This is a genomic window from Candidatus Mycobacterium methanotrophicum, from assembly GCF_023515995.1.
Lineage (GTDB): Bacteria > Actinomycetota > Actinomycetes > Mycobacteriales > Mycobacteriaceae > Mycobacterium > Mycobacterium methanotrophicum.
The window spans coordinates 1,607,582-1,629,550 of the sequence record NZ_CP097320.1; the positions used below are offsets into that span (position 1 = coordinate 1,607,582).

22 protein-coding genes and 2 pseudogenes are annotated in these 21,969 nt (G+C 66.6%); 11 read left to right on the top strand and 13 right to left on the bottom strand.

Annotated elements, in window-relative coordinates; translation table 11 throughout:
• Nucleotides 1-27 precede the first annotated feature (27 nt).
• Complete coding sequence (locus M5I08_RS08695; protein WP_219066782.1) at nucleotides 28-1,017, bottom strand: SMP-30/gluconolactonase/LRE family protein; 990 nt, start codon at nucleotides 1,015-1,017, stop codon at nucleotides 28-30.
• The gene (locus tag M5I08_RS08700; RefSeq protein WP_219066783.1) at nucleotides 1,014-2,357 is read right to left on the bottom strand and encodes an aspartate aminotransferase family protein; all 1,344 of its coding nucleotides are present in this window, start codon (nucleotides 2,355-2,357) and stop codon (nucleotides 1,014-1,016) included. Before M5I08_RS08700 ends, M5I08_RS08695 begins: the two co-directional genes overlap by 4 nt.
• 90 nt (nucleotides 2,358-2,447) lie before the next feature.
• On the opposite strand from M5I08_RS08700, the pseudogene M5I08_RS08705 reads away from it, so the two are divergent.
• Nucleotides 2,448-3,351, top strand: a pseudogene (locus M5I08_RS08705) (sigma-70 family RNA polymerase sigma factor).
• A 64-nt stretch (nucleotides 3,352-3,415) separates the two neighbouring features.
• Here M5I08_RS08705 and M5I08_RS08710 read toward each other — a convergent pair.
• Nucleotides 3,416-3,565, bottom strand: a pseudogene (locus tag M5I08_RS08710) (carboxymuconolactone decarboxylase family protein); the annotation flags it as partial.
• A gap of 53 nt (nucleotides 3,566-3,618) precedes the next feature.
• Between M5I08_RS08710 and M5I08_RS08715 the strand changes: the two are divergent.
• Nucleotides 3,619-4,212 carry a YbhB/YbcL family Raf kinase inhibitor-like protein gene (locus M5I08_RS08715; RefSeq protein WP_219066784.1) on the top strand — a complete coding sequence of 198 codons (594 nt, stop codon included), beginning with the start codon at nucleotides 3,619-3,621 and terminating at the stop codon, nucleotides 4,210-4,212.
• A gap of 95 nt (nucleotides 4,213-4,307) precedes the next feature.
• On the opposite strand, the gene M5I08_RS08720 is transcribed toward M5I08_RS08715, so the two are convergent.
• From M5I08_RS08720 to sdhC, 4 genes are read right to left on the bottom strand one after another with little or no spacing between them, the layout of a single operon-like run.
• A complete protein-coding gene (locus M5I08_RS08720) occupies nucleotides 4,308-5,099 on the bottom strand; it encodes a succinate dehydrogenase iron-sulfur subunit (protein WP_219066785.1) in 792 nt (263 codons plus the stop codon).
• Nucleotides 5,099-6,853, bottom strand: coding sequence for a succinate dehydrogenase flavoprotein subunit (gene sdhA, locus M5I08_RS08725; protein WP_219066832.1), 1,755 nt, complete (start codon nucleotides 6,851-6,853; stop codon nucleotides 5,099-5,101). Before sdhA ends, M5I08_RS08720 begins: the two co-directional genes overlap by 1 nt.
• A gap of 5 nt (nucleotides 6,854-6,858) precedes the next feature.
• On the bottom strand, nucleotides 6,859-7,326 hold the full coding sequence (locus M5I08_RS08730; RefSeq protein ID WP_219066786.1) for a succinate dehydrogenase hydrophobic membrane anchor subunit: 468 nt from the start codon (nucleotides 7,324-7,326) through the stop codon (nucleotides 6,859-6,861).
• Nucleotides 7,323-7,721 carry a succinate dehydrogenase, cytochrome b556 subunit gene (gene sdhC / locus M5I08_RS08735; protein WP_219066787.1) on the bottom strand — a complete coding sequence of 133 codons (399 nt, stop codon included), beginning with the start codon at nucleotides 7,719-7,721 and terminating at the stop codon, nucleotides 7,323-7,325. Before sdhC ends, M5I08_RS08730 begins: the two co-directional genes overlap by 4 nt.
• A 313-nt stretch (nucleotides 7,722-8,034) precedes the next feature.
• On the opposite strand from sdhC, the gene M5I08_RS08740 reads away from it, so the two are divergent.
• Genes M5I08_RS08740 through M5I08_RS08750 form a run of 3 tightly spaced genes read left to right on the top strand, consistent with a single transcriptional unit; the run spans nucleotide 8,035 to nucleotide 10,857 of the window.
• Complete coding sequence (locus tag M5I08_RS08740) at nucleotides 8,035-8,430, top strand: cytidine deaminase (protein ID WP_219066788.1); 396 nt, start codon at nucleotides 8,035-8,037, stop codon at nucleotides 8,428-8,430.
• Nucleotides 8,431-8,479: 49 nt separating this feature from the next.
• Complete coding sequence (locus M5I08_RS08745; RefSeq protein WP_370328595.1) at nucleotides 8,480-9,769, top strand: thymidine phosphorylase; 1,290 nt, start codon at nucleotides 8,480-8,482, stop codon at nucleotides 9,767-9,769.
• Complete coding sequence (locus M5I08_RS08750) at nucleotides 9,769-10,857, top strand: adenosine deaminase (RefSeq protein ID WP_219066790.1); 1,089 nt, start codon at nucleotides 9,769-9,771, stop codon at nucleotides 10,855-10,857. The genes M5I08_RS08745 and M5I08_RS08750 overlap by 1 nt, the downstream gene beginning before the upstream one ends.
• 12 nt (nucleotides 10,858-10,869) lie before the next feature.
• On the opposite strand, the gene satS is transcribed toward M5I08_RS08750, so the two are convergent.
• Both satS and M5I08_RS08760 read right to left on the bottom strand, forming a co-directional pair.
• Nucleotides 10,870-12,138: a protein export chaperone SatS gene (gene satS, locus M5I08_RS08755; protein WP_219066791.1), complete on the bottom strand. Its 1,269-nt coding sequence runs from the start codon at nucleotides 12,136-12,138 to the stop codon at nucleotides 10,870-10,872.
• A gap of 72 nt (nucleotides 12,139-12,210) precedes the next feature.
• Nucleotides 12,211-13,113 (bottom strand): alkaline phosphatase family protein, encoded by a 903-nt coding sequence (locus tag M5I08_RS08760; RefSeq protein WP_219066792.1) that lies wholly within the window; start codon nucleotides 13,111-13,113, stop codon nucleotides 12,211-12,213.
• A gap of 178 nt (nucleotides 13,114-13,291) precedes the next feature.
• Here M5I08_RS08760 and M5I08_RS08765 point away from each other — a divergent pair, with 178 nt between their 5' ends.
• From M5I08_RS08765 to upp, 3 genes are all read left to right on the top strand, one after another.
• Complete coding sequence (locus tag M5I08_RS08765; protein ID WP_219066793.1) at nucleotides 13,292-13,663, top strand: hypothetical protein; 372 nt, start codon at nucleotides 13,292-13,294, stop codon at nucleotides 13,661-13,663.
• 18 nt (nucleotides 13,664-13,681) lie between these two features.
• Nucleotides 13,682-14,686 (top strand): PE-PPE domain-containing protein, encoded by a 1,005-nt coding sequence (locus M5I08_RS08770; protein ID WP_219066794.1) that lies wholly within the window; start codon nucleotides 13,682-13,684, stop codon nucleotides 14,684-14,686.
• A gap of 130 nt (nucleotides 14,687-14,816) precedes the next feature.
• Nucleotides 14,817-15,440 (top strand): uracil phosphoribosyltransferase, encoded by a 624-nt coding sequence (upp, locus tag M5I08_RS08775; RefSeq protein WP_219066795.1) that lies wholly within the window; start codon nucleotides 14,817-14,819, stop codon nucleotides 15,438-15,440.
• Nucleotide 15,441: 1 nt separating this feature from the next.
• Here the strand turns inward: upp and M5I08_RS08780 are convergent, their stop codons facing one another.
• From M5I08_RS08780 to M5I08_RS08790, 3 genes are read right to left on the bottom strand one after another with little or no spacing between them, the layout of a single operon-like run.
• Nucleotides 15,442-17,055: a phospho-sugar mutase gene (locus M5I08_RS08780; protein WP_219066796.1), complete on the bottom strand. Its 1,614-nt coding sequence runs from the start codon at nucleotides 17,053-17,055 to the stop codon at nucleotides 15,442-15,444.
• An 11-nt stretch (nucleotides 17,056-17,066) separates the two neighbouring features.
• Nucleotides 17,067-17,873 carry a purine-nucleoside phosphorylase gene (locus M5I08_RS08785; protein ID WP_219066797.1) on the bottom strand — a complete coding sequence of 269 codons (807 nt, stop codon included), beginning with the start codon at nucleotides 17,871-17,873 and terminating at the stop codon, nucleotides 17,067-17,069.
• A complete protein-coding gene (locus M5I08_RS08790; RefSeq protein ID WP_219066833.1) occupies nucleotides 17,870-18,364 on the bottom strand; it encodes a MarR family winged helix-turn-helix transcriptional regulator in 495 nt (164 codons plus the stop codon). Before M5I08_RS08790 ends, M5I08_RS08785 begins: the two co-directional genes overlap by 4 nt.
• Nucleotides 18,365-18,545: 181 nt before the next feature.
• Between M5I08_RS08790 and M5I08_RS08795 the strand changes: the two genes are divergently transcribed.
• From M5I08_RS08795 to M5I08_RS08805, 3 genes are all read left to right on the top strand, one after another.
• Nucleotides 18,546-19,730 (top strand): M20 family metallopeptidase, encoded by a 1,185-nt coding sequence (locus tag M5I08_RS08795; RefSeq protein WP_219066798.1) that lies wholly within the window; start codon nucleotides 18,546-18,548, stop codon nucleotides 19,728-19,730.
• The gene (locus M5I08_RS08800) at nucleotides 19,727-20,896 is read left to right on the top strand and encodes an amidohydrolase (protein WP_219066799.1); all 1,170 of its coding nucleotides are present in this window, start codon (nucleotides 19,727-19,729) and stop codon (nucleotides 20,894-20,896) included. The genes M5I08_RS08795 and M5I08_RS08800 overlap by 4 nt, the downstream gene beginning before the upstream one ends.
• A gap of 161 nt (nucleotides 20,897-21,057) precedes the next feature.
• Nucleotides 21,058-21,396, top strand: coding sequence for a hypothetical protein (locus M5I08_RS08805; RefSeq protein WP_219066800.1), 339 nt, complete (start codon nucleotides 21,058-21,060; stop codon nucleotides 21,394-21,396).
• A 1-nt stretch (nucleotide 21,397) separates the two neighbouring features.
• On the opposite strand, the gene M5I08_RS08810 is transcribed toward M5I08_RS08805, so the two are convergent.
• Nucleotides 21,398-21,871, bottom strand: a complete 474-nt coding sequence (locus M5I08_RS08810) for a gamma-glutamylcyclotransferase family protein (protein WP_219066801.1) — start codon at nucleotides 21,869-21,871, stop codon at nucleotides 21,398-21,400.
• Nucleotides 21,872-21,969 lie beyond the last annotated feature (98 nt).

Here is a 21,969-nt window from a genome sequence, read left to right on the forward strand (position 1 = left end):
GCCGCGCTGTGACTGGTGTTGCAGAAGTTACAAATCCAGGTAGCCGACCCCGGGGCCGCCGATGCGGCCCAGCCACAGCCGTCCGGGTGTTTCCACCACGCCGGTGACCAGACCGAAGTCTGGATGCTGGGTGCGAAGCTGCGTTACGACGCGGCCGTCGTCCGGGTCGAACCCGATCACCCACACCAGCGGCTTCGGGTCCGGTAGCCAGCGATAAGGCAGCCGCCACAACAGCGAACGGATGGCCGGCGCGCGGGGGCACAACCATTCGCTGAGCCGGTTGCGCTCCGAGACCATAGCGACCCAGATCCGCCCGTCGCGGCCGGTGGAGATGTTGTCGGGGTAACCGGGCAGATCGGTGACCAGCGCAGTGGTCGAGCCGGCCCGGCTTCCGGTGAGCCAGTACTTGGACAGCCGGCAGCCGGTTGTCTCGGCGAACACCACCGCCGACTCGTCGACGGTCAGCGTCACGCCGTTGGCGAAGCGCAGACGCGACGCCAGGATGCTCACGGTGCCGTCGGGATCACGCCGGAACAGCGACCCGGTGGCGCGTCCTTCGACCACCGCACCCTTGTAGTACTCGTAGTGGAACCGGCTGGTGGACTCGGTGAAAAAGAGTGTGCCATCCGATGATTCGACGACATTGGAACAGAAGGTCAGCTTCCGCCCGGCAACCTCGGCGACCAGCGTCTCCAGTGTTGCGGTGGCAGGGTCGTATCGCAGCAGGCCGCGGTGGCTGTCGCAGATCAGCAGCCGGCCGTCGCGCGCGACCGCCAAGCCCAGTGGCCGGCCGCCGGTGTTGGTGAGCACCTCGGTGGAGCTGCCGTCGGCGCTGATCCGGATGATGCGGCCGTCGTCGACGCCGGTCCAGATGTTGCCCTCGGCGTCGGCGACGACGTCTTCGGGCGCGTTGCCCGGTACCGCGACGACGTGCAGCGTCGCGGTGAGATCGGGTTCGGGCAATGGCCGTGACGGCGGTGGCTGCCACCGGACGGGGTCGATGGCTGGTTTGGTCACAACTGGCTCCCAATATCAGTCAGCACGCCGCGCAAAATGGTTTCGATGGTGTCGAACTCGGCGTGGCCGCTGATCAGCGGCGGCGCCAACTGGATGACGGAATCGCCGCGGTCGTCGGTGCGGCAGTACAGCCCGGCCTCAAAGAGGGCCGACGACACGTAGCCGAGAAGCGCGCGGCGTTCGGTGTCGGTGAAGGTTTGCTTGGTCGCCTTGTCCTTGACCAGTTCCACGCCGTAGAAGTACCCCTCGCCGCGCACATCGCCGACGATGGGCAGGTCGTACAGCTTTTCCAGGGTGGCGCGGAAGCGCGGGGCGTGGCTTTTGACGTGGTCGTTGAGGCCCTCGCGTTCGAAGATGTCGAGGTTGGCCAGCGCGACCGCGGCCGATACCGGGTGCCCGCCGAATGTGTAGCCGTGCGGGAACATCGTGTTGCCGTCGTTGAACGGCTCGAACAACCGCTCGCTGGCGATCATCGCGCCGATCGGGGAGTAGCCCGACGTCATGCCCTTGGCGCAGGTGATTATGTCGGGCACGTAGCCGAAGTCGTCGCAGGCGAACATCGACCCGATCCGGCCGAACGCGCAGATCACCTCGTCGGAGACCAGCAGCACGTCGTAGGAGTCGCAGATCTGGCGCACCCGTTCGAAATAGCCTGGGGGAGGCGGGATGCTGCCGCCGGCGTTCTGCACCGGTTCCAGGAAAACCGCGGCGACCGTCTCGGGTCCTTCGAACTCGATTGCCTCGGCGATACGGTCGGCAGCCCATTGCCCGAACGCCTTGGCGTCGGCGTGCTCACCTGCTCTGAAAGGTTCCGGGGCGCGGTAGAAGTTCGTGTTGGGCACCCGGAAGCCGCCGGGCGTCACGGGTTCGAACGGCGCCTTATAGCGCGGCAGCCCGGTGATGGCCAGCGCGCCGTGGGTGGTGCCGTGGTAGGCGATCGATCGCGAAATCACTTTGTGCTTACCGGGTTTGCCGGTCAGCTTGAAGTACTGCTTGGCCACTTTCCACGCCGTCTCGACGGCTTCGGTGCCGCCGGTGGTGAAGAACACCCGGTTCAAGTCGCCCGGCGTGTAGTGCGTGAGGCGCTCGGCAAGCTCGATCGCGGTGGGGGTGGCGTATCCCCATAGCGGGAAGAACGCCAGAGTGCTCGCCTGGCGGGCGGCGACCTCGGCGAGTTCGGTACGGCCGTGGCCGACTTGCACAGTGAACAGGCCGGATAACCCGTCGAGGTAGCTCTTGCCCCGGTCGTCGAAGATGATGACGCCCTCGCCGCGAGTGATGATCGGCGGCGTGATGTCCGGGCCATGGCGGGCGAAGTGCAGCCAGAGGTGGTTTGTCATGTTCCAGGTGAGCGTAACGCTTAGGTCTGATGGCGCGGCTCCTCACTCGCGCCGTTCCGGCGCTCGCCGTCGCCACGCTAGGCTCGCGATATGGCTGCAGCGCAGCAGGTCAGCGAATTCGAGGCGTTGCGGCCGCATCTCATGTCGGTCGCCTATCGGTTGACCGGCACCGTGGCTGATGCCGAGGACATCGTCCAGGATGCCTGGCTGCGCTGGCACGCGGCCGAAAGCCGCGACGATGTGGTCGATTTGCGGGCCTGGTTGACCACGGTGGTGAGCAGGCTGGGTCTGGACAGATTGCGGTCGGCCGCGCATCGGCGCGAAACCTACACCGGCAATTGGCTGCCCGAGCCGGTGGTGACCGGATTCGATGGGGCCGATCCCCTCTCTGCCGTGGTGGCGAGCGAGGACGCCCGGTTCGCGGCGATGGTGGTGCTGGAGCGACTGTCGCCGGATCAGCGGGTCGCGTTCGTGCTGCACGACGGATTCGCCGTCCCCTTCGGGCAAGTGGCCGACGTGCTCGGAACCAGCGAGTCCACCGCCCGCCAGCTGGCGTCGCGGGCCCGCAAGGCCGCCGCCGCCGAAACCCGATCCGTCGCACAACGAGGTGGTCGGCCGGCTGCTGGCCGCCATGGCCGTCGGTGACCTGGAAGCCGTGGTGGCGCTGTTGCATCCCGACGTGGCCTTCACCGGCGATTCGGATGGCAAGGCGCCCACGGCAGTTCAGGTGATCCACGGGGCGGACAAGGTGGGCCGGTTCATGCTCGGCCTTGCCCAACGCTATGGCCCGTCGATGTTTTCAGAGTCGCAGCTGGCGTTGGTCAATGGCGAACTCGGCGTCTACACGGCCGGCTGTGCCGCGAGTGGCGGGTACCGCGAGATGCTGCCGCGGATCACGGCGATGACAGTGCGTGACGGAAAGGTCTGTGCGCTATGGGATATCGCCAATCCCGAGAAGTTCACCGGGTCTCCCTCGGGTGCTGGCCGCTCTTAAGTCATTCGAGTCGAGTGCGGATTGGAGAGAGGGCGTGCCCGGTGGCGTCACCGAAACGATGAGAAAGCCGCGGATGATGCGCGGTCACCGCGAAGGGCTCGGGAACTTCGCCGAAGCGCCGCTTGGCGACCCGGTACATGACGCGGACCAGCAGGTTCGCCCTCTTCGGGGGCAGGGGTTCGATGCGGGTTTTCTGTGTCATACCAGTCAGACGGGACAGCCGCGGGATGCGTGACGGTCTCCCGGCGAGCGGGTATACCCGCGTCCATGAGACTGGCACTGGCCGCTGCGGCGCTGATCTTCTTCGCCGTCCCCGCGTGCGGCGGCGCCAACGTGAACCCGGCACAGAAACCCGCTTCTACCAGCACTGGAGCCGCGATGACGACGGCATCACCGCCGCCAGCCACACCGGGGAATTTCGCCCTCGCCAGCCCGGCGTTCGCTGACAACACCCCGATCCCGGTCGAGTACTCCTGTAAGGGCCGCAACGTGGCTCCGCCGCTGCGCTGGGAGAACGTGCCGACTGGCACGCACTCGCTGGCCCTGGTGGTCGATGACCCCGACGCCCCCGCCGGGCTATATGTCCACTGGGTGGTCGCCGGCATCCCGCCCGCGACCACCGAAATCGGCGAAGGGGCACTGCCTGGGGGAGCGAGCGTCAGCCCGAACTCCAGTGGCAAGGCGGAGTATCTCGGGCCGTGCCCGCCGGCCGGCACCGGCGTGCACCACTACCGCTTTCAGCTGTATGCGCTGAGCAAGCCGTTGAACCTGCCGTCCACGACACCGGCGGCGCAGGCAGCGCGAACGATCGAGACTACGGCCATCGCGACCGCAACTACGGTCGGGTTGTTCAGCTCTTGACGATTCAGATTGACGATTGAGATTGCGTGCAGGGTTGTGGATTTTCGAGAAATCACAACCCTGGACGCAATCTCAATGAAGGCCGCGCCCGCGGATTAGCGCGCGAACATCAACGCGCGCTTGACCTCCTGGATTGCCTTGGTCACCTCGATACCCCGCGGGCATGATTCGGTGCAGTTGAATGTGGTGCGGCAACGCCACACCCCGTCGACCTCGTTGAGGATTTCCAGGCGCTCGGCGGCGGCCTCGTCGCGGCTGTCGAAGATGAACCGGTGCGCGTTGACGATCGCCGCCGGCCCGAAGTAGCTGCCCTCATGCCAGAACACCGGGCAGCTGGTGGTACACGCCGCGCACAGGATGCACTTGGTGGTGTCGTCGTAGCGTGCGCGATCGGTTTGGCTTTGGATTCGCTCGCGGGTCGGCGGGTTGCCGCCGGCGATCAGGTATGGCTTGACCGCACGGTAGGCGTCGAAGAACGGCTCCATGTCGACGACGAGGTCCTTCTCCACGGGCAGCCCGCGGATCGGCTCGACGGTGATGGTCAGCGGTTTGCCGGGCTTGCGGGGAAGCAGGTCGCGCATCAGCACCTTGCAGGCCAGCCGGTTGACACCGTTGACCCGCATCGCGTCGGAGCCGCAGACCCCGTGCGCGCAGGACCGCCGGAAGGTCAGCGTGCCGTCGAGGTAGCTCTTGACGTAGATCAGCAGATTCAGCAGCCGGTCGGTGGGCAGGCAGGGCACCCGGAAGCTCTGCCAGCCACCGGAACCGGTGTACCGGTCGGGGCTTTCCGGATTGAACCGGGCGATCCGCAGCGTCACCATTACCGCGCCCTCGGGGATCGGCGGCAACGGCGGACCGCCGGCCTGCACGTCGTCGACAACCGTCATCAGTACTTGCGCTCCTTGGCTTCATAGCGGGTTTGCACGACGGGTTTGAAATCCAGCCGGATGTCGCTGAGCAGCGCGCTGCCCTGTTTGTAGGCCATGGTGTGGCGCATGTAGTTGACGTCGTCGCGGTTCGGATAGTCCTCGCGGGCATGCCCGCCGCGGGATTCCTTGCGGTTCAACGCACCGGCGACGGTGACCTCGGCCAGCTCAAGCAGGAAACCCAGCTCGACGGCTTCCAGCAAGTCGCTGTTGAAGCGTTTTCCTTTGTCGTGCACCGAAATCCGGGAGTAACGCGCTTTGAGCACGTGAATGTCGGCGAGCGCCTGCTTGAGCGTCTCGTCGGTGCGGAACACCGCGGCGTTGTTGTCCATGGTCTGCTGCAACGCCCCGCGGATGTCGGCGACGCGTTCGTTGCCATGCTCGCTCAAGATGTCGGCCACCCAACCGACCACCATCGCCGCCGGCTCCGGCGGCAACTCGACGAAGTCGTGACCTAGCGCGTAGTTCGCCGCAGCGATGCCCGCCCGCCGGCCGAACACGTTGATATCCAGCAGCGAGTTGGTGCCCAACCGGTTGGCGCCGTGCACCGACACGCATGCGCACTCACCTGCCGCGTACAGGCCGGGCACGGTAAATGCGTTGTCTCGCAACACTTCGCCGGTGACAGTGGTGGGGATGCCGCCCATCGCGTAGTGGCAGGTCGGATAGACCGGGACCAGTTCTTTGACCGGGTCCACGCCAAGGTAGGTGCGGGCGAACTCGGTGATGTCGGGCAGCTTCGACTCCAGCACATCCTCGCCGAGGTGACGGACGTCGATGTAGACGTAGTCCTTGTGCGGGCCCGCGCCGCGGCCTTCCAGAACTTCGCGCACCATCGAGCGGGCGACAATGTCGCGCGGCGCCAGGTCGACGATGGTCGGCGCATAACGCTCCATGAACCGCTCGCCTTCGCCGTTGAGCAGCCGACCGCCCTCACCGCGCACCGCTTCGGAGATCAAAATCCCCAGCCCGGCCAGACCCGTCGGGTGGAACTGGTGAAACTCCATGTCCTCCAACGGAAGTCCCTTGCGGAACACGATCCCGATGCCGTCGCCGGTCAGCGTGTGCGCGTTGGAGGTGGTCTTGTACATCCGGCCCGACCCGCCGGTCGCGATCACGACGGCCTTGGCGCCGAAGACGTGGATGTCGCCGGTGGCGAGCTCGTAGGCGACCACCCCGCTGGCCACCGGACCGCTTGCGGTTTGGGTGAGCACCAAATCCAGCGCGTAGAACTCGTTGAAGAACTCGACGTCGTGCTTGACGCAGTTCTGGTACAGCGTCTGCAGGATCATGTGGCCGGTGCGGTCGGCGGCGTAACAGGCTCGGCGCACCGGGGCCTTGCCGTGATCGCGGGTGTGCCCGCCGAAGCGGCGCTGGTCGATGCGGCCTTCGGGGGTGCGGTTGAACGGCATGCCCATTTTTTCCAGGTCCAGCACCGCGTCGATGGCTTCGCGGCACATGATCTCGACCGCGTCCTGGTCGGCCAGGTAGTCGCCGCCCTTGACGGTGTCGAAGGTGTGCCATTCCCAGTTGTCGTCTTCGACGTTGGCCAATGCCGCGCAGATGCCGCCCTGCGCGGCGCCGGTGTGGCTGCGGGTCGGGTAGAGCTTGGTCAGCACTGCGGTGCGCGCCCGTGGCCCGGCCTCCACCGCCGCACGCATTCCCGCACCGCCGGCGCCGACGATGACCACGTCGTATCGGTGTTGTTGGATCATGCTCATCAGGTGATGTTCGGGTCGAAGGTCAGCAGCACGTAGGTGCCCAGCACGAGCGTGAACAGCATCGAGAACACCAGCAGGGCATTCAGCCAGAACCGGGTGGAATCCTTGCGGCTGTAGTCGTCGATGATCGTGCGCAGACCGTTGCCGCCGTGCAACTGTGCCAGCCACAGCAGCAGAAGGTCCCAGGTCTGCCAGAACGGCGAGTGCCAGCGCTGCGCCACATAGTTGAAGTCGATGCGGTAGACGCCGTCGTCGGCCATCAGCATCACGAACAGGTGCCCGAGCGCCAGGAACACCAGCACGATGCCGGAAAACCGCATGAACAGCCAGGCGTATTTCTCGAAGTTGGGCATGCCGGCGCGGCGGCGGGGCGCCCGAGGATTGTCCAGGCCGGCCGGGCGGTCATGGCTGCGCTGGCGCACCGGGGCCACCTCGCCGCGCCCGAGTTGCAGGTCGGGGGCGCTCATCCGAACCGCCCGATCAGCTGGATGCTGAGCACCACCGTCACCGGAACCATGACCAGCAGCCACACGATGCCGACCGCCCACAGCATCAGCCGTTGATAGCGGGTGCCCTGCGCCCAGAAGTCGATCAGGATGACGCGGACGCCGTTGAGCGCGTGGTAGAGCACCGCGGCCACCAGCCCGAGGTCCATCAGGCCCACAATCGGTGTCTTGTAGGTCGAGAGCACTTCGTCGTAGGTTTGCGGGCTAACCCGAACCAGAGCGGTATCCAGCACATGCACGAACAGGAAGAAGAAGATCGTCGCCCCGGTGATGCGGTGTAGCACCCATGACCACATACCGGGATCGCCGCGGTAGAGGGTTCGTCGTGGGCGTCGTGCAGATGTCGCCGTCGTCATCAGCGCCTCCAATGATGTAGTGGCGATCCGCTGCGCCCGGCTTCGCCGCGCTTGCGATCGCCACGGTCATCGTGGGACCGTCGGTGGATCTCCCGGGTGGGACTTCGGCCCGACGACGGTGCGGGCCGTCTAACGGCCCGCTGAGGAGTCGGGCAGTTCAATGCAGTTCAATTTAGCTCCATTCTTGCTGTCAGATGACCCGCTTCGTGCCCGCCAACGGTTAGCGTCACCAAGAATCTAGGGTGGCCTTGTGCATTAGCCGACAGACAGCGAGGTGGCCCGATGCATTCCCGACACGCGTGGTATCGCGACCATGACCGACGCAATTGACTGGAATATGCTGCGGGACAAAGCTATCCAAGCAGCGCATGGGGCGTACGCGCCGTACTCACGGTTTCCGGTGGGCGCGGCGGCGTTGGTCGACGACCAGCGGATAATTATCGGCTGCAATGTGGAAAATGTCTCATATGGCCTGGGTCTCTGTGCCGAGTGCGCCGTGGTCTGCGCGTTGCATACGAGCGGCGGCGGCAGGCTGGTCGGGTTGGCGTGCGTCGACGGGAACGGCTCGCCGCTGATGCCGTGCGGGCGGTGTCGTCAAGTGTTGCTGGAACACGGCGGGCCGGACCTGCTCATCGACCACCCCGCTGCGCCACGGCGGCTCGGCGACTTGCTGCCCGAGCCGTTTGGACCGGATGACCTCGCGCGATGAGCCGCGCCGACGACGATGCAGAGCGCAGCGATGAGGCGCAGTGGCGCGGATGAGCTGGGACGCGCCGACGATTATCGCGGCCAAACGCGACGGTGGGCGGCTCTCGGATGCCGCGATCGACTGGGTCATCAACGCCTACACCGACGGTCGGGTCGCCGACGAGCAGATGGCGGCGCTGTTGATGGCGGTTTTTCTGCGCGGAATGGATTACGGCGAGACCGCGCGATGGACGGCGGCGATGGTGGCCTCCGGTGAGCGAATGGATTTCACCGATTTGCGCCGTGACGGCAATCCGCTGCGGACCGTGGACAAACACTCCACCGGCGGGGTCGGAGACAAGATCACGCTGCCGCTGGTATCGGTGGTCGCGGCGTGCGGCGGCGCGGTACCGCAGGCGTCCGGTCGTGGACTAGGCCATACCGGCGGCACCCTGGACAAGCTGGAGTCCATCGCCGGCTTCACTGCGGATCTGACGAGCGAGCAAGTGCGCCACCAGCTTTGCGAGATCGGCGCGGCTATCTTCGCGGCCGGCCGGCTGGCGCCCGCCGACGCGAAGCTTTACCCGCTGCGAGATATCACCGCCACCGTCGAATCGCTGCCGCTGATCGCGAGCTCGGTGATGAGCAAGAAAATCGCCGAGGGAGCGGGCGCGCTGGTGCTTGACGTCAAGGTCGGCTCCGGCGCATTGCTCAAATCGGAATCGCAGTGCCGCGAGCTGGCCCAAACCATGGTGGCGCTGGGCGCAGCGCACGGGGTGACGGCGTGCGCGGTGTTGACCGATATGAACAGTCCGCTGGGCGCGGCCGCCGGCAACGCGCTGGAAGTCGCCGAAGCGCTGGAAGTGCTGGCCGGTGGCGGACCGCCCGACGTGGTGGAGCTGACCCTGCGGCTGGCCGGGGAGATGCTCGAGATCGGCGGTATCGACGGCCGGGATCCAGCGCAGACATTGCGCGACGGCACCGCGATGGACCGATTTCGCGCGCTGATCGCCGCGCAGGGCGGCGATTTGTCCGTACCGTTGCCCGTTGGTAAGTACTCCGAAACCGTGACCGCCGGCCGGGGCGGCACAATGGGCGATATCGACGCGATGGCAGTGGGGCGAACGGTATGGCGGCTCGGAGCGGGCAGATCCTGTCCGGGCGAGACCGTCCAGGCCGGCGCAGGGATTCGGATCGACCGGCGTCCCGGGGAGCCAGTGGCCGCCGGTGAGCCGCTGTTCACGCTGTATACCGACACTCCGGAACGCTTCGAGTCGGCGATGGCCGAACTGGCCGCGGGCTGGAGCCTTGTCGATGCACCCCCGGTCCGGCGGCCGCTGATCATCGATCGGATCACCTGATGACGACGCCGCTCACCTTGGAGACCATCAAGCAGGCGCCCAAGGCGTTGTTGCACGATCACCTCGACGGCGGGCTGCGCCCGGCCACCGTGATCGACATCGCCGACCAAACCGGCTACGACGGCCTGCCGGCGACCGAAGTCGACGAACTGACGCGGTGGTTTCACACCTCGTCGCACAGCGGCTCGCTGGAGCGCTACCTCGAGCCGTTCTCGCACACCGTCGGGGTGATGCAAACGCCCGAGTCGCTGCACCGGGTGGCCTACGAGTGCGTGGAAGACCTGTCCGCCGACTCGGTGGTTTATGCCGAGGTGCGGTTCGCTCCGGAACTGCACATCAACCGCGGGCTGTCCTTCGACGAAGTCACCGATGCCGTACTGGCCGGTTTCGCCGATGGGGAGAAGGCTGCCGCTGCAGCGGGGCGAACTATTGCGGTGCGCTGCCTGGTCACCGCGATGCGCCACGCCGCACTGTCCCGCGAAATCGCTGAACTTGCAATCCGATTCCGCGATAAGGGCGTGGTCGGCTTCGACATCGCCGGTGCGGAGGCCGGCTATCCGCCCACCCGGCACCTGGATGCTTTCGAATACATGCGAAACCACAACGCCCGCTTCACGATTCACGCTGGCGAGGCTTTCGGGCTGCCATCCATCCACGAGGCGATCGCGTTCTGCGGCGCCGACCGGCTCGGGCACGGCGTGCGGATCACCGACGACATCGACGTCGCCGAGGACGGCACGGTGCGGCTGGGACGATTGGCATCGATACTGCGGGACAAGCGGATTCCGTTGGAGCTGTGCCCCAGCTCCAACGTGCAGACCGGCGCGGTCAACAGCATCGCCGAGCATCCGTTCGACCTGCTCGCCCGGGCGCGGTTCCGGGTCACCGTCAACACCGACAACCGGCTGATGAGCGACACGACGATGAGCCATGAAATGCTCGTTCTCGTCGACGCGTTCGGCTATGGGTGGACCGACCTGCAGCGGTTCACGATCAATGCGATGAAGTCGGCGTTCGTTCCGTTCGACGAACGGTTGGCGATCATCGACGAAGTCATCAAACCGCGCTTTGCGGTACTGATCGGGTAGCGGCTCGCCGCGCTACTCGGGCCTTAGCCGCGACTCCACGAAGCGCTCCAACTCCTCCCACGCCTCGACCGCCTCGGCATAGGGAGGCGCGGGCTTGCTCACCGAATCGGGTTCGAGGACATAGGCCACCAGCTGGCCCAACGGGCGTTCCGTCGCGAGCGCCTTGTCGGCGGTGTTGTCCTCGGCGTAGTCCCCGACATCGCGTAGCAGCTCGACAGCCAGATCAAGCTGCTCCCGGTCCACCGAATCCGGCCCGGCGGCCAAATCGTCGACGAGCCCGGTCAGGACGTAGCCGTTGTCGTGGGTCACGTCGATGCGCAGCGAGCCGTCAGTTGCCGCCGTGCGGACATCGTCGTAGGTGCTCAGGTCGGCCAAATCGTGGTCGCGCTCGTCGGCGAGATATCGGGCCAGGGCCCGCTGCGAGGCGAACACGCTGATTCGGCCGTTGCGGCCCAAGAAGATCGGGCGGTCGTCGAAATAACACCGCAGCGTGTAGTAGGTGCGCCCGCCGATCATGACCCGAATCGGGTCGATGCCGACCTTCGCCCAGAAGTCCTCGTCGCCGCCGAGCACAGCGTCGCTGGCGGGGGCACTCGCGGGGTCGACATCCCCGGCGGCGCCGTCGTCGGTGGGCTCGCCCTGCTGCTCGTCGGTGTGCTGCTTCTCGAGCGGCTCCTGCTCGAGCGGCTCGGCCAGTTCGGCTGCGGCGGCCTCCGACACGGCGCTGTCCACGTCAGGAGCGCTGATGATTTCGTCCACCGCGGCCAGCACGTCGTCCCAGCCGCGCCCAATGACCTCGGCGATCGCATGCCAGCGTTTGAGACCGGCCTTGCCGGTGAAGTGGCCGATCCCGCCGGCCAGCGTGCCCAAGGTCGGGTTGCCGTTGAAAAACTTCATCACCGCCGGCAGCTCGCACACCGACCCGATGGACGAGACGATCGCCAGCGCGTTCGCCAGCGCCGTCACCGACTCCTCGGTCGGTTTCTCTGCGACCAGCTCTTCAACCGCGATCAGGTCGAATTGCTTGTCCTCGGCGGGCTCGAGCTTGTGGGCGTTGGCCTCGGACAGCCGTTGCCACTGCGGGTGGTCGACCAGATCGTTGTCGGTGTTGGTGCGCACAAATGCCACCAGGTCAGCGGCCGTCTCAAAGCCGTAGAGGTCCTCATCCTTACCGAGAAACGCCTCCCACTCGTCACCCGCGTCGCGCCAGCGGGGCGCCCACACCGTGTAGCGGTCGCCGCCGGTCAGGCTCAAGCGGATCGGCACGAGGTCAGCAGCCATGCGGCACACAATAGCGACGGGCCGCGCGGCCGACCGACCCCAGGCCGCGGTTTGCCGCCTGGCGCCATGCCGTCAGCCGGCCCAAATATCGGTGATGGCCGGCGCTGCGGCCGCATACCCGAGCTTGGGCAACCCGTACATCTGCTCGAGCGTGGACAACACGTTGTAGTGGCTGATCGTCTCGGTGTAGGCGCCAGGCCTGACGTTTGCTCCGTAGATCACCGTGGGAATTTGATTCCGCGAGGTGTTGTCGTCCTCGTCCCAGGTCAAAATCAGCAAGCTGTTGTTGGTTTTCGCCCATTCCGCGTACTGCGACAAGTTCTGATACAGCCACGCGTCGCCTGCAGCGATCGAGCCGTCGTGCATGTCATTGTCGAGATTGGGGATGACAAATGCGACCGTCGGCAGGCTGGCGTAATTTGCTGGCGGCGGAAACGCGGAAAAGGGCAGCGAGTAGTTGGCTGGGATATTGCTGAAGCTGACCCAGGGCACATGCTTGCGCGCGTATTTCCCCGCACTGCACGCCGTCGAGCCCACCGCGGGCAGGCTCTCCGCATAGCCCGCGAAGGTGTAACCGGCGGCAAGCAACTCCGAACCGAGGTTGGGCGTGTTGCCCGCGTTGACCGGGCAGACGTTGGCGCTGACCAGCGTGTTGCCGGCGAACAGGGCGTAGTAGTTGGGTTCGCTGGGGTGCAGCTCGGCGAAGGACTGCGCCATCATCGCGCCGCCGGCGGCCAGCTGGTTGATGTAGGGCGCCGCCTTGTTTTCGATGATGTTGGTTTGCGAGCGATTTTCTTCCACCACGACGACGACGTGCGCGGGGGTCGGAACCGCCGCCGCTTTGAACTCGACCGGACCGGTTTGGTGGACGTGACGAGTCGACGGCCACGACATCAGCGCCGTGGACACCGCCAGCACGCTCAATAGGCTGACCGCTCGATATCGCTTGCCGTTTCGCCATGGTCGGCGCCGCATGGCCGGAGTATATGGTCCCTGCTCGCAGGGATTGGCCCACGTAACGCGTGTCGAGCGGGGAAGCGCGACAAACAAAGACAACCAAATTTGCGAATTGTGTCGTGGCCGACCGCTGAACAGGAGATGATGTCGCCATTCGCCGAGCCGGGGAGGATCGAACAGGATCTGGGAGGTCGCGATGTCAGCGTCGAGGTTGCGCTCGCCGGGTTATCTGCTGTTGGCCATCGCCGTCGCCGGTGCCGGCGTGATGTCGATGATGACGTCGGCGTTCGAGTCCGGGCTGAAGGCGATCATCGCCGAAGCTCGGCTGCTGGCCGACGAGGGCTGGATCATGGGCGGCACCGCAGATCCCACCCCGGACAGCGCTTACCTCGACTCAGTCGAATCGCTTTACCTCAGCCAGGACAGCGGCTACACCTTCTACCCGCTGACCACCCCGGAGCAGTTCTGCCCGATCGTGTGCAGTTCCACCGAGCCGTACCTGACGTTCGGCGAATCGTTGAACCAAGGCGTCAACGACCTCGACAGCACGATTGTCCCGGCCCTATAGGGCGGCAACGACGTCGCGGTGCCGGGCTACTCGCAGAGCGCCACCCTCGCCACCATCGAGATGAACGACCTGCTGGCCAACACGCCGGCCGGAGTAAACCTGGGCGACTTGAGCGTCACGCTGCTCGGTGACCCCAACAGCCCGATCGGCGGCATCCTGGATCGCTTCGGATTCCCCGACGGCGTCGGCGACTTCAGCTTGAGCCCTGAGCCCCAACACGTTCCGTTCCTCGACATCCCGCTCAGCCTGGCTGACACCCCGACCACCGGGATTGCGACCGACATCTACACCGGCGAATACGACGGCTGGGCCGACTTCCCGGAGAACCCCGGCAACCTGTTCGCCGACCTCAACGCCCTGATCGGCATCGACACGGTGCACCCCTACTATCCCGATCCGACTCCCGGGGTGAACTTGGACACCACCGACATGCTCGATCTCGGCACCATCGGGAACACCACCTTCTACGACATTCCCGCGCCGCTGCCGACGCTGGCGTTCATGTACGACGGCGGGCCCGCCGGGCAGTTCTTCTACGATTCCTTCGCCCCGTTTGCGACCTTGTTCGACGACTGGGCATACGGCAACCCCGGTGACCCGGGCGCCGGCATCGAAGTCAATGGGGTCGACCCGATCGGTGTCGCCGGCCCCTGGCAAGTCGATGCGACCGGCCAACTGGTGGCCTCCGGCGTCGCCGGGTTCACCCCGAAGATGGATCCGCTGCAGATGCTGGCCGGCTTGGAGTACGCCGCGGTGCAGACGTTCGTCGGCCCGATCGACGACTTGCTGGCCGACGCCGGACAGGCGCCGCTGCCGCAATCGGTGGTGGACTCGCTGCTCTCGGGCTATGACGCGACCAACCAACTGGACGCGTCGCTGCTGACCTCGTGGACCGACTTGACGACGAGCATCCCGTCGCTGGCGCCGGACGCCATCTTGAACGGGTCGCCGCTGATCACCGGGCAGCCACTGATCGACCTCGTCGGCTACGGTTTCGACATCTTCAACTTCTTCGGCGCGTAAGCCGCGGGGGCCGCGCAGTCACATCAGCCACTGCTGCAACGTCGGCGCTCAGTCGCTCGCCGCGGGACTTCTCAGACCGGTGCGATTCACCTCGCGCTCGGCATTGTCGGCGGGCGTAGGGTCATGCCCCGTGGATGTGCGCGTCGTTGACCACCCCCTGGCGGCGGCCCAGCTGACCATACTGCGCGACGCGCGCGCCGATAATGCGGCGTTTCGCGCGGCGTTGCGTGATCTGACGCTGATGCTGGTCTACGAGGCCACTCGGGACGCACCGTGTCAGACGGTCGCCGTGCGCACCCCGCTGGCCGAGACGACCGGCTCTCGGCTCGCGAAACCGCCACTGCTGGTGGGGGTTTTGCGGGCCGGGCTCGGCATGGTTGATGCGGCGCTCGCACTGGTACCGGAAGCACGAGTGGGGTTCGTCGGCATCGCGCGCGACGAACAGACCGCGTTGGCAACACCGTATCTGGAATCACTGCCCGACGATCTACGCGGCCAGCCGGTGATGGCCCTCGATCCGATGTTGGCCACCGGCGGTTCGATGACGCACGCGATTGGATTGCTGCAACGCCGCGGCGCCGACGACATCACCGTGCTGTGCGTGGTGGTGGCTCCGGAAGGCGTTGCGGCGCTGGAAAACGCAGCACCCAACGCCCGGATATTCACCGCGGCCATCGATGACGGCCTCAACGACGCGGCCTACATCGTCCCGGGCCTCGGCGACAGCGGCGACCGGCAATTCGGACCGCGCTGAACTACCAGTGGCGCACAGATGACGCCAGCTCGTCGCACAGTGCCCTCGCCCGCGCGCGAACACTGGCTAGGTTGTCGGCCACCGCACTGCGAACTTCGATGTAGCACTTGACCTTCGGTTCGGTGCCTGACGGCCGCACCACCACCCGCACCGACGTATCGGCCGCGCCTCCAGTGAAGATCAGAGCATCGGTGCGGTCTACACCTGGACGCTGCAGTAAATCCGCTGCGGCCGAGCCGAATCCGGCCAGATGGCTAGGGGGCGAAACGCGCAACCGGCGCATCACTGCGGTTGCCTCGTCCGAATCTGTCACCGCTCGTGACACGGCGGCGCCGACGTGAACCCCGAACCTGCGGGCCAGGTCGTCCAGCGCGTCGAGCACCGAGCGGCGGGACAGCTTAAGCGTGGCTACCAGATCGCAGGCGAGCACCGCGGCGCTGATGCCGTCCTTGTCTCGGACGGCGGCCGGGTCGACGCAGTGCCCAATCGCCTCCTCGTAGGCGTAGACCAATGCGCTGCCGGGCATGTCGGCATCGGCGCGGGCCAGCCATTTGAAGCCGGTGAGCGTCTCGACGTGGCGTGCGCCCCAATGGTCAGCGATTGCCGATAGCATCCGCGACGACACCACCGTGCTGGCCACTACGCTGGTGGCGAGCTCGCCTGTGTCGATGCGAGACAGAATGAAATCGCCTAGGAGCCAACCGGTCTCGTCGCCCGACAGCATTCGCCAGCCCGCAGGTGTAGGTATTCCCACGGCGCAGCGATCCGCGTCGGGATCCAGCGCGATCGCGATGTCGGCGCCGACGTCTTCGGCCAGCGCCAGCAGCGCATCGGTCGCACCGGGCTCTTCGGGGTTGGGGAACGCCACGGTCGGGAAATTCGGGTCCGGGTTGAATTGACTGGCGACGGTGTGCACATCGGAAAAGCCGGCGCGTCGGAGCGTTTCAACGGCGACAGTGCCGCCCACCCCGTGCAGCGGTGTCATCGCCACCCGGACCGGACCCGGCGAGCGTCCCACCCGGGCGGCCCGCTCGATGTAACGCTCGACCAGATCGGTATCCGCCGGTTCGACAGGCGCCCTGGCGATCTCGTCAGCGAACGGGGCGACGGCCATCGCGGATTCGATCTCGTGGTCGGTGGGGGAGATGATCTGGATTCCGCCGTCGAAATAGACCTTGTAGCCGTTGTCGGTCGGCGGATTGTGTGACGCGGTGATCTGAATGCCCGCCGCTGCGCCGGTGTGCCGCGCGGCAAAGGCCACCACCGGGGTGGGTACCGGATGCGCAAGCAACGTCACCGAATAACCACTGGCCGCAAGGACTTCGGCTGCTGCTCGCGCGAACGCTGCTGAGCCGTGCCGAGCGTCGCGCCCGACGATCACCGTCGCACCGCCGAGGCCGCGGCCGGTGAGCACCTGTGCCACCGCCCAGGTGGCACGCAACACCACGGCCAGGTTCATCGCGTCCGGCCCAGCCCGGACCGGGCCGCGCAGTCCGGCTGTGCCGAATGCCAGCGGCCGGGCGAACCGCGCGACGAGTTCGGTCCGGTCGCACCGGGCGAGTTCAGCGGCCGTCATCGGATCGGGGTCGTGCGTGATCCAATCCTGCGGTGTCACGCCTGTCCTCTCTACAGCCGTGCGACCACGTCTGCCAGCAGAGCGCCCATCCGAGTCGCCGATGCCGCGCCCGCGGCGAGCACCTCGACGTGGCTGAGCGGGCCACCGGTGATCCCGGCCGCCAGATTCGTCACCAGCGACACCCCCAGCACTTCGGCGCCCGCCGCCCGCGCCGCGATCGTCTCGTGCACGGTGGACATGCCGACCAGATCGGCGCCCAGTGTCCGTAACATCCGGACCTCCGCGGGCGTTTCGTAGTGCGGCCCGGGCAGCCCGGCGTACACGCCTTCGGCCAGTGTCGGGTCGACTTCACGGGCCAGCTCCCGCAGCCGCCGCGCATAACCGTCGACCATGTCGACGAACTGCGCCCCGATCAGCGGAGACCGCGCGGTCAGGTTCAGATGGTCGCTGATCAGCACCGGCTGGCCCACCTCGAAGTCCTCGCGCACCGCACCGGCTGCGTTGGTGAGGACCACGACGCGTGCGCCGGCCGCGCAGGCCGCCCGCACCGGATGCACGACGTGCAGCAGGTCATGGCCCTCGTAGGCATGCACGCGACCGGCTAACACCAGCACGCGGTGCGCGCCGATGCCCACTGAGAACACCTGACCGGTGTGCCCGACCGCGGTCGGTGGGGTGAAGCCGGGCAATTCGGCCATCGGCAGTACGGCGGTCGCCGAGCCCAGCGCGGCAACAGCCGGCGCCCACCCCGACCCGAGCACGATCGCGACGTCGTGTTCGGCGGTCTCGGTGCCGTCGGCGATGAACTGCGCCGCCCGCCGCGCGAGCGCCTCGGGGTCGGCCGGAGCGTCACTCACAGTCGCGCAGCGTAGTCGGACGGCGCTGCGCCGAAGGCGAGTCGGCGCAGCGCACGCAGAAAGACGTCGCGGTCGTTGGCCGGTAGTTGGCCGAGCCAGCGCTCCTCCCCGCGCTGGATGGCCGCCTGCACTGCGTCTTTGATGGAGCGGCCGGGCTCGGTGATCGCGAGCAGCCGCGCGCGGCGGTCGTCGGGGTCGGGACTTCGTTCGATGTAACCGCGCTCCTGCAACTCGTCGAGCGTGGGAATGATGCGTGTTTTGTCGGCGCCGATCGCTTCGGCGAGTGCCGCTTGAGTGCGGATCGGTGAACGGTCCAGGGCGGCCAGAACGATGTAGCCCCACATCGACAGACCGTGCGCTGCCAGCACGGGCTGCTCGGCCGCCACGGTTTGCCGAGCCAGCAGCGTCAGCATCTCCGCGAGGTCTGGACGCGTCGTTTTGCGCACCACGCCCTGATGATAAAGGCCGACATATAATCTGCATACACACATGATAAATGTACGCAGATTAATCAAGGATGTTCGGCCATTGCATCGCATTGCCGTACTCGCTTCGGTTGACGTCGTCTCGGCCGTCAGCCGCATGGCTTCGCGCCGATGTCCTCATGCGGGCTCCGCACGACATGTGAGCCGGCCGCGACGGCGCCGGGACCGTCGGTGAGATACTGCGACCATGGCCCCAAACCCGATATTGGACCGCGTCGAGGACGCGGTGCGGCGCCGTGGCGCGGAGCTGGTCGAGCTTTCCCACGCTATTCACGCCGAACCGGAGTTGGCGTTCGCCGAGCACCGCAGTTGCGCCAAGGCGCAAACGTTGGTGGCTGAGCGAGGATTTGAGATCACCAAGTCAGCCGGTGGACTGGACACCGCCTTCCGCGCCGACTTCGGTGGCGGTCAGCTGACCGTCGGCGTCTGCGCCGAGTACGACGCGCTGCCCGAAATCGGCCACGCCTGCGGCCACAACATCATCGCCGCCTCGGCGGTGGGCGCCGCGCTGGCGCTGGCCGAGGTCGCCGACGAACTGGACCTGACGGTTGCGCTGCTCGGCACACCCGCCGAGGAGTTCGGCGGCGGAAAAGTGTTGCTGCTCAACGCCGGAATCTTCGACGATCTGGCGGCGGCCGTGATGATGCATCCCGGTCCGGTGGACATCGCCGCCGCCCGGTCGCTGACGTTGTCCGCGATCCGGGTCGAGTACCACGGGCGCGAGGCACACGCATCGGCCGCGCCGTTCCTCGGCGTCAACGCCGCCGACGCGGCCACTGTCGCGCAGGTGGCCATCGGGCTGTTGCGTCAACAGTTGGTGCCCGGACAGCAGGTGCACGGCATTATCTCCGAGGGCGGTCAAGTCGCCAATGTCATCCCGAGCCGGACCCAACTGCAATACACGATGCGCGCACCCGACGCGGGGTCGCTGGACGACCTGCGCGGCAAGGTAAGCGACTGCTTCTTGGCCGGTGCGGTGGCCACCGGCTGTGAGTACAACGTCGAGCAAACCGAGCCGATGTACGAGGCGCTCAAGCCCGATCCCTGGCTGGCCGGTGCCGTCCGCGCCGAGATGACGCGACTCGGGCGCACGCCCGTCGACGAGGAACTCGAGGCCAAGTTCCCGTTGGGCAGTACCGACATGGGCAACGTCACGCAAGTTCTGCCCGGTATCCATCCGATGGTCGCTGTCGATGCCGGTGGCGCGTCGTTGCACCAGCCCGGGTTCACCGCAGCAGCTGTCGGTCCCAGTGCCGACCAGGCGGTGATTGATGGCGCAATCATGTTGGCGCGCAGTGTCGTTCGCCTCGCCGAGTTTTCGGATGAACGCGACCGCGTGCTGGCGGCTCGCGACCGGCGGGCGGCATCGTGAGGCTTGCTGACACCGCTGGATCGTGGCTGGCCGCCCACGTCGACGACTTGGTCGCCTGGCGGCGACATATCCACCGCTACCCGGAGCTGGGTCGCCAGGAGTACGCGACCACCCAGTTTGTCGCCGAACGGTTGGCCGACGCCGGGCTCAACCCGAAGGTGTTACCCGGCGGGACGGGGTTGACGTGCGATTTCGGTCCCGACAACGAGCCCCGGATCGCATTGCGGGCCGACATGGACGCGTTGCCGATGGCCGAGCGGACCGGCGCCCCTTATGAATCGACGATGCCCAACGCCGCGCACGCCTGCGGCCACGACGCTCATACCGCGATCCTGCTGGGCACGGCGCTGGCATTGGCGCCGGTGCCGGAGCTGCCGATCGCGCTGCGGCTGATCTTTCAGTCCGCCGAAGAGCTGATGCCCGGCGGCGCGATCGATGCGATCGCCGCCGGCGCCTTGGCCGGAGTGAGCCGGATCTTCGCCTTGCACTGCGATCCCCGGCTGGCGGTCGGCAAGATCGCGGTGAAAGCAGGGCCGATAACGTCGGCGGCCGACATGATCGAGATCGCCCTGTATTCGCCGGGCGGGCACACCTCGCGGCCACATTTGACCGGCGACCTGGTTTACGGGTTGGGCACGCTGATCACCGGGCTGCCCGGCGTGTTGTCACGCCGCATCGACCCGCGCAACAGCACCGTGATGGTGTGGGGTGCGGTCAATGCGGGGGTGGCCGCAAACGCGATCCCGCAAACGGGCATGCTCGCCGGCACCATCCGGACGGCTAGCCGTGAAACCTGGCTGAGCCTCGAGGAAATCGTGCGCCAGGCGGTCGCCGCCCTGCTCTCGCCGCTGGGCATCGAGCACACCCTGCAATACAGCCGCGGGGTCCCGCCGGTGGTCAACGAGGAGGTCTCGACGCGGATCATTGGGCATGCCATCGAGGCGGTCGGACCGGATGTGCTGACCGATACCAAGCAGTCCGGCGGCGGCGAGGACTTCTCCTGGTATCTGGAGGAGGTGCCCGGCGCGATGGCCAGACTCGGGGTGTGGTCGGGTCACGGTCCGCAGCCCGACTTGCATCAGCCGACGTTCGACCTCGACGAGCGCGCGCTGGCGATCGGGGTGCGGCTGATGGTGAACATCGTCGAGCAGGCCGCAGCCATTTAGCGCGAACGTGCGTGTTCGCACGTCAACATGCCGCGCTTGGCGTACAACTGTGCACGTTCGCGGGGACGCCAACTGTGCACAGCGGCGCATTCGTACACAAACCGGCCACCGGCACCCCGAAGCTGAACGTGCCGCACCGGCCATCCACCCACCATGGCGGCATGAATGACGAGCTGTGTCGGCTGCTCGACAAGCAAGGCGGAGTCGTCACCTCTGGCCAGGCGTTGGCATTCCTGACCCGTCGTTCCTTAGAAGCGGAGCTGAAACGCGGCGGGCTGCAGAAGGTTTGGTATGGCATCTACAGCCGAGGCGATGTGGATGCTCGGTCGCGACTACGCATGGTCGCCGAGGATGTGAGGCGCTGGCCCGGCCAGCTCGTCCGTCGTATCGAGATGCACTTGGAGCGCGCCAGCAGCGCTCAACCTGTCGCGAAGGTGCGCAAAATGCCGTCGTCAACGGCGTGTCGGCGTACAAACACGCACGCTCGTCGACGAAAGTGAGCTAAGTTCCGGGGCCGATGTTGCGGGCTGGGCGGGTGCGGAGGTCGTGTACGTATTCGGATGGCGCCCCTGCGATTTCGGCGGCGTCGGCCATTACACCGATGTAGCGCGCCGACGGCAGGCCGCCCTCCCACGCGTCCAGCACATACAGCCACGCCAGCACCGGATCGGTGGTCGTGTCGGACGACAAGCGCTCCACCCGGCACCGGATCTTCTTGTGGATGCCCAGCTCGGACCCCTCCCACCGATCGAGGTTGTTCTCGTCCGCAGGCGTCATGTCGTAGAGCACGACGAACACCTTTGACGCCGGGTCCTCGACGACGGTGGCCAGCGCTCCCTCCCAGCCGATGTCCTCACCGCCGAACGTCAGCCGCCACCCGTGCAACCAGCCGGTTCCGGCCATCGGCGAGTGGGGTGCTCGCTCCAGCATCTGCTCGGGATGCATATTCGACCCGTAGGCGGCGTAGAGCGGCACGGAGAAAGCTTAAACGGAAGCCGCTGAATCGGCGGTGATCCGAACGGTTAGCTTGATTCGATTGCCCGGCTCCTCCTCGGCCGCAGCGCGGCCGCATC